A 16,138-nucleotide genomic window follows, 5' to 3' on the forward strand; every position below is an offset into this window, starting at 1 on the left:
GAACCCACGCCAACACAGGGCGGGTCAGGCAGGAAAAGTCCAGAAGTGTCCCCCTGTGCCGCGCACGAAAGCCGTTGAAGGTGCTGCGAAGACAGCTACTGTTGCCGACATGAGGAAACGGGATCACATGGGCGCATTCTTTTGGCGCGCCAAGGCGCTTGCAGCCTTTGTCTTGCTGCTTTGGGTGGTTCAAGTCGTCAACTGGATCACAGGCTACGGCTTTAACCCGGCCTTCGGCCTGATCCCCCGGCACGTCAGCGGGTTGGATGGCATCATCGCAATGCCACTCCTGCACGGAAGCTTCTCGCATCTGATGGCCAATACACCGCCATTATTGGTGATGGGCGGGTTGCTGGTGGCCACTGCCACGCGGGCCTTGCTGGCTGTGAACGCCGTGGTGATCGGACTCGGCGGCGGTCTCGTCTGGCTATTTGGAAGCTCCGCCATCCATATCGGTGCGTCGGGGCTTGTCTTCGGTTGGTTCGGCTTCCTCGTGGCGCGTGGTTTGGTGGATCGCTCGCCGATCACGCTGGGCGCAGCACTCCTCGTCGGAGTTCTATACGGCTCCATTCTCTGGGGCGTTCTGCCGGGTCAACCCGGCGTCTCTTGGGAGGCTCACCTGTTTGGCGCAATTGCGGGCGCAGCCGCTGCCTTCCTTATAAGAACACAGGTCCATGCTCCGCGCTTGGGCGACGTCAATCTGGAATGAAGCGGCCCTACGCGGCGTGCGGCAGAATTATTCGCACTGACGAGCAGGTTGCGACAACCGTTCTTGTTATGCCTAATGGCACCAGATCAAAACAAAGTTTACGTCAATGGGCGAAGCTATAGTTTGCGACCGTGATTTGAGAGGCGTTCGATGATCAGAAAGGTGGCTGCCTTAGCTCTTCTTGGACTGTCATTGGTGTTTGGATATTTCTACTATGCCCAGTATTTCAAATGGCGCGGCTGTTTTAACGACCTAGGCCGGTGTTACGAAGCGGACTCGGGCGTCGTGTATTTGGAGCAATCCGGAGATGCATGGCTCTTGCTGGCTGCATTGGCATTTGGGGCATCCCTGTATCACGCTTGGCGTTTGAAGAAGCCAAATCGATAGTCATAGGCGCGTTCCCGTCTTTGGATGCGGCGCGGCATTTTCTAGGGGCTAGTTCAGCAGTGCGGCAAGGACGGGCCAGACTGGACCTTCGTATTCATCTGCATTGCACCCTGGCACAGGGATTGAAGGATACTTTAGAGCGGGACGGCATCAGCCCCGAGCGGGCAATGTCAGGGTCACCGCCAGCCCGCCACCTTCGGACTGTCCAATGTCCAGCCGCCCACCATAGGCCGCGACCCGGTCTGTCGCGATGGCAAGGCCGAGGCCGTGGCCCGGCACAGTTTCATCCAGCCGCGCGCCCCGGGCCAGCAGACGGGCGCGGTCGGGCTCGGGAATGCCGGGGCCGTCGTCTGTGATGCTGATCTGAACGCCATCGGGACAAGGCGCTGCCGCAAGCCGCACCGATGACCGCGCCCATTTCACTGCATTCTCGGTCAAGGCGCCGACGATCTCGGCCAGATCCTCGGCATCGCCGCGAAAATCTGGCACGCCTTTGGCCGCGATCTCTAGCTTGACGCCGCGCCGCCGCGCTTCGGGCGTCAGGACCAACGCCACATCCTCTAGCACTGGGGCTACGGCCGCATGCGCCGTAGGGTCCAGCCCCGCTGCTGCTGCGCGGGCGCATTTCAGGTGCCAGCGGATGATGCGGTCCATCCGGTCGATCAGGGCGGTATCCTCGGGGTCTGCCCGGTTGGCCAGAACGGCCAGTGGCGTCTTGAGCGCATGGGCCAGATCGCCCGCATGGGCACGGGCGCGCGCCACCTGTGCTGCATTGGCAGCGATCAGGCGGGTGAGTTCATCCGACAGCGGGCGCAGTTCGGCGGCCTGAGCAGGGGGCAAGGTCTCGCCTCGCCCGTCGCGGACAGCGGCGACCGCGCGGGCAAAGCGCGTCAGGTCCACCAACCCCGCCCGGACGGCCAGAACCTGTGCAGCCAGAAGCGCCGCCCCCAGAGCCGCCAGCGCCAGGGCGAGCGGGCGGCGGATGGCCGCCAGTTCCGCCACAACCTCTGCCGCAGGCAGGGTCACGGTAACGGTCAGACGCCGCCCGTCGCCCGGCGCAGTGAACCTTGCGACATGCGCCACCAGCGCCGCGCCATCGGGGCCGGTCCGCCCCGCGCCATCCGCCCCCAGATTGCCGGTGACAAGCGAGGGCGCGCGTGCCAGCACGGCTGTCCCGTCGCTGACCTGCCAGTACCAGCCCGACAGGGGCCGGTCAAAGCGTGGATCTGCAGGGGGCGGCAGCACGGCAAAGGCCCCCGCTGCATCCCAACCTGCGGCCGCCATCACGCCCCGCGCCGCCGCCGTCAGATCCGCGTTAAGGCGGCGGTTCACGAAATCCGCCAGCACTGCCGATACTGCAAACCACGCCACCACCAGCGCGCCCAGCGTCAGCCCGGCGGACCAGGCCAGCATCCGCGCGCGGATTGATCCCAGCGTCATTCTGGATCAACGGGCAGCAGGCGATATCCCTCGCCCCGCCGGGTTTCCACGCGCGCCTCGCCGATCTTGCGGCGCAACCGGCCGATCACCACTTCCATCGACCGGAAATCGCGGTCGGCGTCGCGGTCATACATATGTTCCGACAGTTCTGTCCGGCTGACGACTCGTCCTTTGTGCAGCATGAGGTAGCGCAACAACTTGCCCTCAAACGCCGTCAGGCGCAGGGGCATTCCGTCAAGCGTGGCAAGGCCAGTGGCCGTATCCAGCATCAGCGCTCCCGCCGCCAGTTCGGCGGTCGCATGTCCTGCGGCGCGGCGGATCAGGGTGGACAGGCGCAGCGTCACCTCCTCCATCCGGAAGGGCTTCAGAACGTAATCATCCGCCCCCGCGCGAAAGCCGGCCACCTTGTCAGACCAGGCATCCCGCGCGGTCAGGATCAAGACGGGAAAGGTCAGGCCCGCGCCACGCCAGCGTTTGAGCACTTCGATCCCATCAATCCCCGGCAGGCCAAGGTCCAGCACAGCGGCACCCACTGTCTCGGTCGCGCCTAGAAACTCTCCCGTCTCGCCGTCATGCGCGCTTTCGACCGTATAGCCTGCCTGCGTCAGCGCGGCGGCGATCTGGGCGGCAAGGTCGCGATCATCCTCGACCACGAGCACCTTCACCGGGGTTCCTCCGGCAGGATGCGGGCCTCGGACTGTCCCACGCCATCAACCTCTAGAAACCGGCAGCCGGGGCCGGTGATCTCGATCTCCAGCACGTTTCCGGCGGGGGTGAGCCAGCGGATTTCCTGCACGAGGCCATCCTCCTCGTCTTCGATCCGCAGCGCTTCGCCGCGATAGCGGTCGGCGACGCAGGCCAAAGCCGCCCCTGCATCAATGGGTACGGCGTCCCCGGGAGGGTCCGCAAAGGCTGGGGTAGCCGACAGGGCAAAGATCAAAGGGACAAGGGCATAGCGCATAGGCCCTTGTATACCGCACCAAAGCTCAACGGAAACCAAACCGCGCCGTTGCGGCGGCATTTGGGGCGAATCGCGCAAGATGGTGTCATGATGAACCGAAGGAGACACTGATGAAACGCACCCTTGCCGCCCTGATCCTGACAACGGCCCTTGCAACCCCGCTTGTGGCGCAAGAGACGCCGCTGTCGGGCACCGTGGCTGAAATCTTTGGCACCCAGATCGTGCTGACCACCCCGGAGGGCCGCCTGCTTGTGACCCTGCCTGAGGGCGCCACCGTGCCCACCCCCGGCACCCGGCTGGACCTGACCGGCACACGGACGGGCGACACCTTTGCCGCTGCCACCCTGACGGCAGGCCCCGCCGCTGATCCGGCAGAGGCGATGCTGCCCGCCGCGCTGCGCGGCCTTGGCCTGACCGATATCCGCAGCCGCCCCGATGACGATGGCGAAACCTACTTTTACGCCCGCAGTGGCACCGGCTGGCTGCGCGCCGAGGCGCGTGGCGCGCGATTGCTGGAGGTACAGGTCGATGGCGCAGGCCTGCCCCCGGCGCTCATTGATGCGATGCTGCCCGCTGCTGTCCGGGCCGAGCCGCGCCTGGCCGAAATTGCGCGTTTGACCGAGATTGACCTGGACGACGACGGTGAAATCTCGGTCGAGGGCTTCTCTGCCGACGGGATGCGGATCGAGATCGAGTTTTCCCGCAACGGCACCCTGCGCGAGTACGACCGCGAACTTGACGACCGCCGGTCACTGTCGGACGCGGCGGCACGGGACCGGCTGGCTGCACTTGGCTATACCGATGTCGGCTTCATCGAACGTGGTGGGCGGCATGTCACCGCGCTGGCGATCAACCCGTTCGGAGACACCGTCGAAGTGCGGCTGGACGATCAGGGCCGCGTTGCGCGCGAACGCCTTTGGCAGAACTGACGGGGGGCAAACGAGGACTGATACACCTCGTCCCGCCAACGACGCTACAGCCTTGCGCGGCAGCGTGGTGCGACGCCATGAAATTGTCCGGGTCTAGCCCTTGGCGGCAAGGGTTTGGGGGGCTTCCCTTCGACATGACCCGGACAAAGCCTGTTGGGCGTGACGTGCAGGGTGGTGCTTGGGCCACCGGAAACCCTCAGAGGATCAGGGCGGGCCTCATCCTTCAGTGACCTGAAGTGGCTCTACGCTGCACCTGAACAGGACACTTGTAAGAGCTTCATAAGATCGGAACGCGGGCTGCGTAATCCTTAAAGTCAAAGTCCCGAATCGACATCCGAGGCAATTTGCGAATGATCGGATTTAGAAGAGCGCGACAAGAAAAGCTCGTCTTAAAACATCCTTTCCGACTTGGAGGTCTGACCCAATGCAACTGAAGATTGCCACGGCATTAGCGACCACGCTTGCCTTTTCCACTGCGAGTTTTGCTCAAGACGTCGTCGTGGGCGTGCCGAACTGGCCGTCGGTCACGGTTACGGCCAACGTCATCAAGCAAGTCGTCGAAACCAACATGGGCCTCAAGGTCGAGCTTCAAACCGGCACCAACCCGGTGATCTTTGAGGCGTTGGACAAGGGCTCTATGCATATCCATCCAGAAGTCTGGTTGCCAAACCAGCAAGGGCTGGTTGATCAGTTCGCCGCAAAGATTGAACTCAACAGCAATTCGACATCGGCCGTTCAAGGGATTTGCGTGAATCAAGCGGCGCTGGATGCGGGCATTGTCGACATCAGCGATCTGACCGACCCGACCAAGGCCGCACTTCTCGACAGTGACGGCAATGGCAAGGGTGAGGTCTTCATCGGTGCCACTGGCTGGGCGTCGACCACGGTGGAAAAGGCCAAGGCCCATGGTTATGGGTATGATCTGGTGGTTGATCTTGTCGAGCTGGACGAGGGCGTGGCGTATAGCCAGCTTGATACGGCGATTGCGGGGGCCAAGCCTTGGGCCGGATTCTGCTACAAGCCACACCATTTGTTCACCGTCCATCCCGAGATGACCTTTTTGACCGAACCGGCCTATGACGCGGCCAAGTGGAATGCACTGACACCGGAAGAAGACGCGGACTATCTGGCGAATTCCAATGTTACCATGGCTTGGCCGCCAGCTTTCATTCAGCCGGTCTTTGCCAAAGATATAGAAGCCAATGCGCCGCAGGTGGCCGCCCTTATGCGCAATATAGACATCACGGCGGATGATCTGGGCGCATTTTCCTACTCGGTCGTGATTGATGGCAAAGATGCCGGGGCCGTGGCCGCCGAGTGGATTACCGCGAACCCTGATCGTGTGGCCGCTTGGCTGAAGTGACACCTTGAGGCTGGAAAACTCAGGGCATGGCGGCGCGCTGCCATGCCCTTCCTTCTTTGAGGCACGAGATGGACATGCAATGGCAGATCCTGTGATCGAACTTTCGGGTGTCTGGAAAATCTTCGGCACCGCCGAACAGGCTGCCCTTGCCGATGCCAAGGCCGGCGCGACAAAGGCCGAAGTTCTGGCCAAGCACAACTGCGTTGTGGGCATTGCCGATGCGTCGATTTCTGTCATGCCGGGCGAGATTTTTGTCATCATGGGGCTGTCGGGCAGCGGCAAGTCCACCTTGGTGCGCCATGTCAATCGCCTTATCGAGCCGACATCGGGCGATATCCGCGTGCTGGGGCAGGACGTGCGCGCACTGTCGCCTGCCGCCTTGCGGGCGCTGCGGGCCGAACGCATCGGAATGGTGTTCCAGCACATGGCGTTGATGCCTCACCGGTCGGTGCAGGATAACGTGGCCTATCCCTTGGAATTGCGCGGCTCTCCCAAGGGTACGCGCTGGCAAGTTTCGGCGGAAAAGCTGAGTCTGGTGGGGTTGCAAGGCTATGGCGACCGCCTGCCGCGCCAGCTGTCTGGGGGCATGCAGCAGCGCGTGGGTCTGGCCCGGGCTCTGGCCGCCGACCCCGAGATCCTGCTGATGGACGAGCCGTTTTCGGCGCTAGATCCATTGATCCGGCGACAATTGCAGGACCAATTCATGGAATTGTCGCACAAGCTGGGCAAGACCACACTTTTCATTACCCATGATCTGGATGAGGCAATCCGTGTCGGTAGCCGCATTGCCATCATGAAGGATGGCCGGATTGTTCAGACTGGCACGCCCGAGGAAATCGTGACCCGGCCTGCGGATGACTATGTCAGGACCTTCGTGCAGAATATCTCGAAGCTGGGATTGATCACCGCGCGCACCGTCATGGAGCCTTTGATCTCTTTTCCACATTTCGATGTCGCAAACGCCTCCTATGCTCCCACCACCGCCAATCTTGATGCGCTGATCGGGCTGTGTTCGGGATCGACTCTGCCAGTTATCATCCAAGATGGTGGCGTGCCGGTTGGGATCGTCACCAAAGACAGGCTTCTGACCGCCATCAGGGAGGGACGCTGATGGAGGCCAACTTGATCCCCCAATTTACCGGCCCGAGTGCTCCCTATTACACCCGCGCCTTTGCTGCGATCCAGTCGCGATCTGGCTTTGTCCTTAGCTTCAACCCCGCCGCCGCGATTCTTGGCCCGATCTGGGCCGGGATGCGGGGGATGTCGTTCCTGTTCTTGCTGCTTTGTTTTCTTGATCTACTGGCCCTGAACCAGATCGTCTCTGGCCTTGGCGGCAATACCAACAGTGCTGAGGCGGCCCGGATCAGCCAGTTGCAAGACACTATCGCCACGCGCCGCGCCGAGGCGACCGAAGCCATAGCGGCCGGCGACACCGATACCGCGACCCGCGCCACCAAACTGGCCGACAACCTTCAAAAGGCCGTTGATGCAGCAATGGCAGAAACGGCATCCCTGACAGACGGGGCGAGCACCCGTGTGGTGCAGGGTGTCATCCTGCTGCTAGTCATCCGGCTGGCAACCGGGTTCTTTGCCAATGCAATATACGAACGCCGCTACACCGCATGGCGGGGTGACCAGACCCTGCCACATGGCGCGCCGCCTCTGCGGGGGGCGGTCACCCTTGCCCTTGCCAGCTTGATCTATGGCGTCACGCTTTACGCAAGGATCGGTATGCCACCGGATTGGCTAACGACATTTCCCGCTGACAAGACGCTATTCTCTGACACGGCGGCCTGGTTTGACGCAGGATTTGAAGCCGCATATGCCTCGGGGCAGGGGTTCTTTGACGGGCTCCGAAATAGCATCCGCATTCTGGTCGAGGCGTTGGAGATCGTCCTTGTTGGCACCCCCTGGCCTGTGATCATGCTTGTGATCTGCACGCTGGCCTGGCAACTTGCCGGGCCCCGCATCGCAGTGTTCACGGCTGCCGCACTCGCCTATCTCGCGTTCTACGGCTTCTGGGAGTTGTCAATGCAGACGGTCGCTTTGCTGGGGGCGGCGTCAATTCTGTGCATCGTCATCGGCATCCCGCTGGGCATTTGGTTTGCCCGGTCAAAGACCGCGTTTGCCATCGCCCAGCCAATCCTTGACTTCATGCAGACCATGCCCGCCTTCGTCTATCTGATCCCTGTCATCGCGTTTTTCGGCACGGGAAAGCCGCCCGGCATCATTGCCACGCTGATCTTTGGCATGCCGCCGGTGATCCGGCTGACCACACTTGGCCTGACCGGCGTTGCCGAGGATGTAAAGGAAGCCGCCCGCGCCTATGGCGCGACCGAATGGCAGGTCTTGCGCGGTGTCGAACTGCCGTTGGCCAAGGCGTCTATCCTTGCAGGGATCAACCAGACAATCCTGATGTGCCTGTCGATGGTGGTGATTGCCAGCCTGATTGGCGCTCAGGGGTTAGGGTCGGTGGTGCTGACCTCGCTGCAATATGCGGCGAAGGGGCAAGGGCTGCTCGCCGGGTTGGCCATTCTACTCTGCGCCATGGTTATTGACCGCATCGTGCAAGGCAGTTTCCGCAAGCGCGAATGACGGCTAGTTTGTCGTAAAAGGAGCTGCCATGTCCGACGTTACCCGCCTGCCAGCCGAACTGACCTTACGCGGATTGCGCGTTTTCGTAGCGTTGGAGGAAGCAGGTTCCATCGCCGGGGCCGCTCAGAGGCTAGGTGGATCGTCCTCGGGCGTCAGCCAGCATATCACCGCGCTGGAAGCCGCCATCGGTGCGAAACTCTTTGACCGTCGCGCCAAGCCAGTCACCCTGACCCCCGCAGGTCAGGTGCTCCGCGCCCATGCTCACCGTATCCTGTCGGTCGTCTCCGAAGCGCAGGCCGAGTTGGCCGAGATCAGCCTGACCAGCTTACCGCAACTCAATCTCGCGATCATCGACGACCTCGATGCCTCGCTGACGCCCGTTCTTGTGTCTGCCCTGCAAAAGCGATTTCGCAAGTGCTTTGTCTATGCTTTCTCTGGCCGGTCCGACCAGATCATTGACCGGCTGCAAACACGAGAGGCCGATATTGGCGTAACCGCCCTGCTGCCTGCTGAAAGCACCACGTTTCAATCTGTCCCGATCCTGCGCGAAGCCTTCATCTTGTTGACCGCCAAAGGGGCGATCAAGCCCGGCACCGACCCACGCGAAGCGCTGGCCCGGCTGCCCTTCGTGCAGTATTCAGAGACGATGCCCATCGGCCAGAAGGTCGCCCAGCACCTGAAGCGCGTGAAACTGAACGTCCCCCGTCGCTATGCGTTCGAGGCGACACGGTCGGTTCTTGCAATGGTCGTGCAAACCGGCGGTTGGACACTGACGACCCCTTTAAACCTCCTGGATGCCGAACGTTTCATCCCGATGCTCGATGTCCTGCCGTTGCCCTTTGCAGGCGAAACGCGCCATATCCACCTTGTGGCCCGCGCCGAAGAACTGGGCCAGTTGCCCGAAGCACTGGCACGCGACTGCCGCCGCATCCTGCGAAACGTGCTTGTTCCCCGCTTCGAGGCGATTGTGCCGGGCTTCGAAGGCGCGATCGAGGTGGCAGAGGATGAACCCCAGACCGAAGCCTGAGACCACGCACAATCCTGATTGGCGCTGACCAGACATTCGAGACTGTTGGCATTCAGCCATGTCTTCGCGCCCTCTTTCCAGTTTTGCCGCATCTGCCGGTGCCACGGTTTGCCCGCGCGTGAGGTCGGTCAGGCTATGCGGCCCCACCTAGGCAACGCTTTTGCCAAACCTCTCCGTTCAGGGGTCCAGTTGGATCGGGAACTCGCCGCGCATCCGGGCCTCAGCCTCGGGCGCGAGATAGGAGGGATGATGCGTCTCCAGTACCCGGCGCGCAGCAAGCTTTGCACGGCCCCAAGCATCGGGGCGGCCCTTTTCTTCCCAGGTGACGGGCGCGTCACGGTCGGCGATGGTGGGGTAAAAGTAATCGCGTTGCATCGCCGCAATGGTATGCGTTCCGCCCAAGAAATGGCCCGGTCCCAGCACCGCCTCGCAGATCGCCTCATAACCCAGCGTTTCTTCGCTGACTTCGACCCCACGCAGGGTGCGGTAGATGAGCGAGTGCATCTCGTCATCCAGGATGAAGGCTTCGAAGCTGGCCCCCAGCAAAGACGCCATCATGCCGGATGACTCATAGATCAGGTTCCCTCCGCCGAGGGCCGCGGCAAGCGAGGATATCCCTTTTTCGGCCCCGTATTGCGCATCCGGCACCTTGGCGTCGGTCATGCTGGAGGCAACGCCCGAAGGTAGGCCAAGCCAGTTGGAAATCTGCGCCGAAGCCGCGTTCATGACGCTGATCTCGCCGCCGCCACCCACAAAGGAACCGGTGCGCAGGTCCACCACCAAAGGCCAGTTGGAAAAAACCATCGGATGACCAGGCTTGATGACGTTGACCATGATCAAGCTGGCCAGCGTCTCGGCAAGCGACTGGGCCAGAAATCCGGCCAGCGTCGCGGGTGCTGTTGCGCCAGACTGCGCTGCGGTGATGCAGGACAGGGGAATCCCATGCTCGATACAGGCCAGCGTCACCATCACCGCATCCTCGCCATAGCGCATCGGCGAGATCATCGGCGAGATATGCGTCTTTAGAAATGGAGTTGCGTGAAACAAGCCGGACGTGCCATCGCCGCCTAGGCCGATGTCGACCATCCGCATGATCGGCGCAACATGCTCGTGGATCGTGAACGACGTGGCGACAGGTTTCGTTGTGCCCTTCATCAGTGCAAAGACCGTGTTGACATCAAGGTCATAGATATCCGGCAGGTCGGTCGCGACACAGCAGCGGGTAAACCAGCTGACATTGGTCAACGTGTCCTGCAACCTTGTGAAATCGTAAAGATCGCGCAGGGTTGAGGGGCGGTAGCCGCCGCTGTCAATATCCAACGTCAGAACGGCCGCGCCGCCGGTGCCGAAATGCACGGCATCGCCGCCCACCTCGATTGACCGCGCGGGATCGCGGCCATGAAAGGTGAAGGTTTTCGCAGCCATGCCGATGGCCCGCTTGACCATGTCTTGCGGAAAGAACACCCGCCCGTCGCCAAAGGTGGCCCCGGCGGCCAGGAACGGCTTTACAAGAATTTCCGGCACCTCGCCCACGCCCAGATCAGACAGAAGCCGAAGTGCGGTCTGGTAGATGGCCACCATATCGGCTTCGGACAAGGGCCGGTATTGCCCGCCCCGCTGACCCGGTGGACAAGGATTGACCGCAGGCGGCAACGCCCTTTTGGCAACCCGGTCTGCCCGGCCACCACTGCGTCGCCCAGTTTGTCCTTCGTTCATCTCGCCCTCCGATTGCTGTTCTACTGAGGGCCTATGGTGCCGTCGCTGACAACGCTGAAGCTGCGACTTCAGGCTTTCTTACGGGACGCTTCGCATTTTATGAACGCACCTGACCTTGATTGACGAAACCTGGCCGCTTTGCCCTTGTCATAGCAATAAGCAGCAGGAGCGAATGATATGAAATCGACAACTCGCGTTGTGGTGATTGGCGGCGGCATTGCCGGCTGCTCCACCCTGTACCACTTGACGCAAGAGGGCTGGACCGATGTCGTCTTGCTGGAACGCAACGAGCTGACATCCGGAACCACTTGGCATTCAGCGGCGCAGGTCACCAATTTTGGAATGACCCAGACGATGGTGGGACTGAAAAGCCATTCGATTAGTCTCTACAAGGAATTGGCTGCAGATCCTGACTATCCGATCAATTACCATCACGGCGATGGCGGTATCCGCCTCGCCAATTCCGAAACCACAATGGATGGTTATCGCCACTTTGCCAGCCAAGCCAAGGTGATGGGGGTGGAGTTTGAAATCCTCGATGCCGCCGAATGCGCCCGCCGCCATCCGCTGATCACCACTGATCGTCTGGTGGGCGGGTTGTGGGACGGCGAGGATGGCGACATCGACCCCGCGCAGCTCTGTCAAGCGCTCGCAAGACGGGCTCGCAAGGCAGGGGCAGAGGTCTATCGCAACACGCCTGTCACAGGCCTCACACAATTGAAAGACGATAGCTGGATTGTCCATACCGACCAAGGCGATATCGCCTGCGAGATTGTGGTGAACGCCTGCGGCTATCGCGTGAACGAGGTTGGCGCGATGATGGGGGTGCATCACCCGGTCATGTCGATGGAGCATCAGTATTTCCTGACCGAACCGATCCAGGGGATAATCGACTATGGCAAACGCGTACCTCTTTTGCGCTGCCCGATCGACGATTTCTATTCGCGTCAGGAAAAACAGGGGCTGCTGGTCGGCTTCTACGAACAGGATTGTCGGACATGGGGCATGGACGGGGTGGATCCACATTTCGTCAACGCGCTTTGTCCATCGGACACTGACCGCGTGCTGCCCGTGCTAGAAAACGTCTTCAAACGGATGCCCGCGTTGGAGGAAGTGGGGATCCACACCATCGTTAATGGTCCGATCACCTATACCATTGATGGAGCACCTCTGGTCGGCCCGATTCCGGGCAAACGCAACGCATTCTGCATCATCGGCCTGCGCGCCGGGATTGGAGAGGGAGGCGGCCATGGCTGGCTTCTGGCGCAGCAGATCGTGCATGGCGAAGCGCAGTATGACACCTGGGTCATCGACCCGCGCCGCTTTACGACCCACGCGAATGTGGAACTTTGCGCCCTCAAGGCCATTGAGGATTACCAGAACGAATTTCGCTTTCACCTGCCGCACGAACACCGCCCGGCTGGCCGACCGATGAAAACCACGCCCCTGACACCGATCCTGGCGGCAGAAGGTGCCGAATTCGGCGTCGTGAACGGCTGGGAGCGTATGGCTTACATCAAGCCCTCGCCTGACTTCCACGAAACCCACGGCTTCCGATTCAATGAGGCGTTCGACGTGGTCGCAGCCGAGGTGCGCGCAGTGCAAACCGGCGTCGGGATGACCGAAGTCAACGGCTTCAACCGGTTCGAAATCACCGGGCCGGGTGCGCAGGACTGGCTGGACACGATGTTTTGCGGGCGGATGACGCGGAAGGTCGGCAAGGTTGGGCTTGGCTACCTTTTGAACCATCACGGTATGGTCAAGGGCGAGGCGACGCTTGCGAATATCGATGACGGCACGATCTGGTATGGTTCGGCGGCGGCGTCAGAATATCACGACATGGACTGGCTGACGGCGCATATGCCCAAGGATGGGTCGGTCAGCATCCGGTCGCTGACGAATGATCATACGATCCTTGTGCTGGCCGGTCCAAAATCACGTGATGTGCTGGCGGCCGCGTCGCGCGGGGATTGGTCGGCCACGGCCTTTCCTTGGCTCTCGGTGCGGCGGGCCTTTGTTGGCATCGCGCCTGCTGTGGTGATGTCGGTCAGTTTCTCGGGCGAGTTGGCCTATGAAATCCACGTCCCGAACGCGCAGCTTTACGCGGCCTATCTGGCGCTGCGAAAGGCGGGCGAGGCGCACGGATTGCGGCTGTTTGGGTCCTACGCTGTTGAATCTATGCGCATGGAAAAGGGATATCGCCATTGGAAGGCGGACCTCGTGACCGAGTTTACCCCGTTCGAATCCAGCCTCGGGCGCTTTGTAAAGATGGATAAACCCCATTTCATCGGCAAGGCGGCGCTGGAAAAGATGATCGCCGAAGGCCACCGCCGTGCCTTTGTTTCGATGGTCCTCGATGCCACGCATGCCACCGCGCATGGGGGCGATGCGATCCTGTGCGACGGTCGGGTTGTGGGATCGGTCACCTCCGTTGGGTGGGGGCACCGGGTAGGCAAGAATATCGCCATGGGGTTCGTTGAACCCGCTTTTGCCGCAGAAGGCACAGCGCTGATGGTGGAGGTGATAGGGGTCCCTACGCAGGCGACAGTGGTGCCCGAGTGTCTTTATGACCCAGAAAACCTGCGTGTCCGGGCCTAGCCCCAAGGAAAATGGTCCGAAATTGGTCGAAATCCTGCTTGCGCAGGGTTTCGTTGCGACAGAGCTTGCCATTGCCTTCGACAGCTTTCGCATTGCCAACCGTTTGGCGGGCCGCGAGTTGTTCCGGCTGCAGATCGTATCCGTCGACGCCGCGAACACGCTAACGTCACTTGGTGGAATGGAAATCACAGTCACACCGATGGACTCGACGACGAACCTGCCGGATCTTCTGATCGTGACCGGTGGGTCGGAAATGGCACGTGCACTGCGCCGGTTCCTGCCGCGCCTGCAGCGCGTGCGAAACGCGGGCGGGCTGGCCGTGGTCCTGTCAGATGCCGCACAAGCGCTTCTTACCGCAGGTGCAGCCGAAACCGCCGCCGTGCACTGGGAAGGGCGCCCGATGCTGGAGGAGGCAGGAATAGCTGAACGGGGCACCAACACTCTTTTCAACAGATCGGGCAATCTGGTGACAAGCGCGGGCATGGCCGCGACCGCTGATGTGGTTCTGGCGCTGATCGCTGAGATGACCTCATTGGTCCTGATGCGGGACGTGGGCCGCGTCTTGCTTTTGGAACGCCTGCGAATGGCCGAAAGCGAGCAACCGCAGGGCTTAAGCGATTTAGCCAGCTTACCGGACGGCCCCCTGCGCAAAGCTCTGAAGGCAATGGAAACCAACATTGAGTTTCCACAATCAATCGCCGAGATCGCCCAAAGCATTAACCTGTCGGCGCGGCAGCTTGAGCGTCTCTTCGCGCGCCACTTGGGCAAGAGCCCACAGGCCTATTCCCGCGATCTGCGCCTGCATCGCGCCCGCACCCTGATCGAGGGCAGCTCACTTTCGCTAACGGAAATTGCCCTTTCTTGCGGATTTGAAGGCTCGGCGCATTTCTCGCGATTGTTCAAACAACGCTACGGAATGACGCCAATAATGCTGAGATCCTATGGTCTGTGAACCTATCTGATGCCGCCGTCACTCGCCAACGCCCGGCGAAAGCCCGCCTTTCACACCCACATCAGTGGCCAGATCGCAAAAGCTGAAGTTGGTATAGCCCCCTTCTCGCATGCGGACCTGCGCCGCGTCAGGGATAGCTTCATTGGCGGCCTTCTTGATCAATTCAGTGAGGCTACCAACTGATAGATAGATATTGCGTGTGGGATCGGCACCCTCTATCAAATGTGTAACTGCGGATAGATCGTTGGGTGATTGGAATGTGCTTTGCGGGCAAGGTCGTGGCCATAACAGGCGGCGGCCAGCAGCGCGATGTGCCAGTAGTTCCGCCACCGCCCACGACCTCGGAGGGATGATTTTGCCAAAGGTTATTGTTATCGGTGGTGGTCTTTCGGGCGTGACAGCGGCCCGAGCGCTGCATCGGGCCGGGATCGACGTTCAATTGATCGAGGCGCGCGACCGTCTTGGCGGGCGCATCCTGTCGGTGGATGACTCTGGCAACAGCTCTGGCCCCTTCGACCTCGGCCCGTCCTGGTTCTGGCCCGGTATGCAACCCGACTTTGGGCACTTCGTGAACGGGGCGGGCGTGACGTCTTTTGCCCAGTCGGATACGGGCGATTTGCTGTTCCAGCGTGGTCAGGGCTCTGTACAACGGTATTCGGGTATGCAGCAGGAGCCAGCCACTATGCGGATGGGCGGGGGTACGGCTGCGCTGGTCTCGGCATTGGCGCGCGACCTGCCGGCAGATGCGATCCGCCTGAACACCTTCGCCACGCATTTGGCGCTGACCGCCACGGGTGTCGATGTGACGACCGATGGTGGCAGCCTGTCTGCCCCGCACGTGCTGCTGGCCGTGCCACCGCGCTTGCTGGCGGCGCAAATCGCCTTCGATCCGCCAATACCCGCGTCTGTCCTCCGCCTCTGGCAGGGCACGCCGACATGGATGGCACCGCATGCCAAGCTGGTTGTGGTCTATGACCGCGCCTTCTGGCACGACGCGGGACTGTCGGGCGCGGCGCGCAGCCAAAGCGGGCCTTTGGTTGAAATCCATGACGCCACGACGGCGACGGGGCAGGCGGCGCTGTTCGGCTTCGTCGGTGTTCCGGCCAAGGCCCGTGTGCAGTCGGGTGCGGCGGCTGTCATCGCCGCCTCTGTCCAGCAACTGGAACAGCTTTTCGGCCCGCATGCGGCCCGGCCCAAAGCCACGCTTTACAAGGACTGGGCCGCCGATCCGCTGACGGCCACGCCTGACGACCTGACAGCAGGTGACCACCCGTCACCCAATCCCGGCCCATGGGTCGAAGGCGCATGGCAACACCGGCTGACCCTGATCGGCTCTGAGACCAGCCGCACAGAACCCGGTTACCTAGCCGGAGCGCAGGAGGCAGCCGAAGCGGGCGCTGCGGCGCTTCTGGCGCGGCTTCTATGACCTGCCCCTGAATGGAAGGGCCATGCACCCGAAGG

General features: G+C 61.6%; 13 protein-coding genes. 9 read left to right on the forward strand and 4 right to left on the reverse strand.

What is annotated here, in order from left to right; all coding sequences use genetic code 11:
• The first annotated feature begins 127 nt into the window (after nt 1-127).
• Nucleotides 128-709 (forward strand): rhomboid family intramembrane serine protease, encoded by a 582-nt coding sequence (locus ACLGGT_RS09210; protein ID WP_375554325.1) that lies wholly within the window; start codon nt 128-130, stop codon nt 707-709.
• A 537-nt stretch (nt 710-1,246) separates the two neighbouring features.
• On the opposite strand, the gene ACLGGT_RS09215 is transcribed toward ACLGGT_RS09210, so the two are convergent.
• From ACLGGT_RS09215 to ACLGGT_RS09225, 3 genes are read right to left on the reverse strand one after another with little or no spacing between them, the layout of a single operon-like run.
• Complete coding sequence (locus ACLGGT_RS09215) at nt 1,247-2,536, reverse strand: sensor histidine kinase (RefSeq protein WP_437195802.1); 1,290 nt, start codon at nt 2,534-2,536, stop codon at nt 1,247-1,249.
• Entirely contained in the window at nt 2,533-3,201 is a 669-nt protein-coding gene (locus tag ACLGGT_RS09220) for a response regulator transcription factor (protein ID WP_008283079.1), read from the reverse strand. Before ACLGGT_RS09220 ends, ACLGGT_RS09215 begins: the two co-directional genes overlap by 4 nt.
• The gene (locus tag ACLGGT_RS09225) at nt 3,198-3,497 is read right to left on the reverse strand and encodes a Cys/Met metabolism pyridoxal-phosphate-dependent enzyme (protein WP_437195803.1); all 300 of its coding nucleotides are present in this window, start codon (nt 3,495-3,497) and stop codon (nt 3,198-3,200) included. Before ACLGGT_RS09225 ends, ACLGGT_RS09220 begins: the two co-directional genes overlap by 4 nt.
• Before the next feature lie 110 nt (nt 3,498-3,607).
• On the opposite strand from ACLGGT_RS09225, the gene ACLGGT_RS09230 reads away from it, so the two are divergent.
• The 5 genes from ACLGGT_RS09230 (at nt 3,608) to ACLGGT_RS09250 (ending at nt 9,411) form a co-directional block, all read left to right on the forward strand.
• Nucleotides 3,608-4,426, forward strand: a complete 819-nt coding sequence (locus ACLGGT_RS09230; RefSeq protein WP_437195804.1) for a prevent-host-death protein — start codon at nt 3,608-3,610, stop codon at nt 4,424-4,426.
• Between the two features lie 424 nt (nt 4,427-4,850).
• The gene (locus ACLGGT_RS09235; protein WP_081506988.1) at nt 4,851-5,789 is read left to right on the forward strand and encodes an ABC transporter substrate-binding protein; all 939 of its coding nucleotides are present in this window, start codon (nt 4,851-4,853) and stop codon (nt 5,787-5,789) included.
• A gap of 79 nt (nt 5,790-5,868) precedes the next feature.
• Nucleotides 5,869-6,900: a quaternary amine ABC transporter ATP-binding protein gene (locus tag ACLGGT_RS09240; RefSeq protein ID WP_219435369.1), complete on the forward strand. Its 1,032-nt coding sequence runs from the start codon at nt 5,869-5,871 to the stop codon at nt 6,898-6,900.
• Complete coding sequence (locus ACLGGT_RS09245; protein ID WP_437195805.1) at nt 6,900-8,384, forward strand: ABC transporter permease; 1,485 nt, start codon at nt 6,900-6,902, stop codon at nt 8,382-8,384. Before ACLGGT_RS09240 ends, ACLGGT_RS09245 begins: the two co-directional genes overlap by 1 nt.
• A 28-nt stretch (nt 8,385-8,412) precedes the next feature.
• Complete coding sequence (locus ACLGGT_RS09250) at nt 8,413-9,411, forward strand: LysR family transcriptional regulator (RefSeq protein WP_081506985.1); 999 nt, start codon at nt 8,413-8,415, stop codon at nt 9,409-9,411.
• A gap of 177 nt (nt 9,412-9,588) precedes the next feature.
• Here ACLGGT_RS09250 and ACLGGT_RS09255 read toward each other — a convergent pair whose 3' ends face one another.
• Complete coding sequence (locus tag ACLGGT_RS09255) at nt 9,589-11,127, reverse strand: trimethylamine methyltransferase family protein (RefSeq protein ID WP_437195806.1); 1,539 nt, start codon at nt 11,125-11,127, stop codon at nt 9,589-9,591.
• A 177-nt stretch (nt 11,128-11,304) separates the two neighbouring features.
• Between ACLGGT_RS09255 and ACLGGT_RS09260 the strand changes: the two genes are divergently transcribed.
• The 3 genes from ACLGGT_RS09260 (at nt 11,305) to ACLGGT_RS09270 (ending at nt 16,103) form a co-directional block, all read left to right on the forward strand.
• Nucleotides 11,305-13,725 carry a GcvT family protein gene (locus ACLGGT_RS09260; protein WP_437195807.1) on the forward strand — a complete coding sequence of 807 codons (2,421 nt, stop codon included), beginning with the start codon at nt 11,305-11,307 and terminating at the stop codon, nt 13,723-13,725.
• The gene (locus ACLGGT_RS09265) at nt 13,694-14,677 is read left to right on the forward strand and encodes a GlxA family transcriptional regulator (RefSeq protein WP_437195808.1); all 984 of its coding nucleotides are present in this window, start codon (nt 13,694-13,696) and stop codon (nt 14,675-14,677) included. Before ACLGGT_RS09260 ends, ACLGGT_RS09265 begins: the two co-directional genes overlap by 32 nt.
• A gap of 355 nt (nt 14,678-15,032) precedes the next feature.
• Nucleotides 15,033-16,103 (forward strand): flavin monoamine oxidase family protein, encoded by a 1,071-nt coding sequence (locus ACLGGT_RS09270; protein WP_437195809.1) that lies wholly within the window; start codon nt 15,033-15,035, stop codon nt 16,101-16,103.
• Nucleotides 16,104-16,138 lie beyond the last annotated feature (35 nt).

The sequence above is a fragment of the Roseovarius sp. MS2 genome (assembly GCF_051447875.1).
In the GTDB taxonomy this organism is placed as follows: domain Bacteria; phylum Pseudomonadota; class Alphaproteobacteria; order Rhodobacterales; family Rhodobacteraceae; genus Roseovarius; species Roseovarius mucosus_A.

Excerpts from the sequence above, each read along its gene's own strand:
- ACLGGT_RS09255 (WP_437195806.1), bottom strand. The coding sequence starts at position 11,127 with ATGAACGAAGGACAAACTGGGCGACGCAGTGGTGGCCGGGCAGACCGG.
- ACLGGT_RS09240 (WP_219435369.1), top strand. The coding sequence starts at position 5,869 with ATGGCAGATCCTGTGATCGAACTTTCGGGTGTCTGGAAAATCTTCGGC.
- ACLGGT_RS09250 (WP_081506985.1), top strand. The coding sequence starts at position 8,413 with ATGTCCGACGTTACCCGCCTGCCAGCCGAACTGACCTTACGCGGATTG.
- ACLGGT_RS09235 (WP_081506988.1), top strand. The coding sequence starts at position 4,851 with ATGCAACTGAAGATTGCCACGGCATTAGCGACCACGCTTGCCTTTTCC.
- ACLGGT_RS09225 (WP_437195803.1), bottom strand. The coding sequence starts at position 3,497 with ATGCGCTATGCCCTTGTCCCTTTGATCTTTGCCCTGTCGGCTACCCCA.
- ACLGGT_RS09230 (WP_437195804.1), top strand. The coding sequence starts at position 3,608 with ATGAAACGCACCCTTGCCGCCCTGATCCTGACAACGGCCCTTGCAACC.
- ACLGGT_RS09245 (WP_437195805.1), top strand. The coding sequence starts at position 6,900 with ATGGAGGCCAACTTGATCCCCCAATTTACCGGCCCGAGTGCTCCCTAT.
- ACLGGT_RS09215 (WP_437195802.1), bottom strand. The coding sequence starts at position 2,536 with ATGACGCTGGGATCAATCCGCGCGCGGATGCTGGCCTGGTCCGCCGGG.
- ACLGGT_RS09210 (WP_375554325.1), top strand. The coding sequence starts at position 128 with ATGGGCGCATTCTTTTGGCGCGCCAAGGCGCTTGCAGCCTTTGTCTTG.
- ACLGGT_RS09265 (WP_437195808.1), top strand. The coding sequence starts at position 13,694 with ATGACCCAGAAAACCTGCGTGTCCGGGCCTAGCCCCAAGGAAAATGGT.
- ACLGGT_RS09260 (WP_437195807.1), top strand. The coding sequence starts at position 11,305 with ATGAAATCGACAACTCGCGTTGTGGTGATTGGCGGCGGCATTGCCGGC.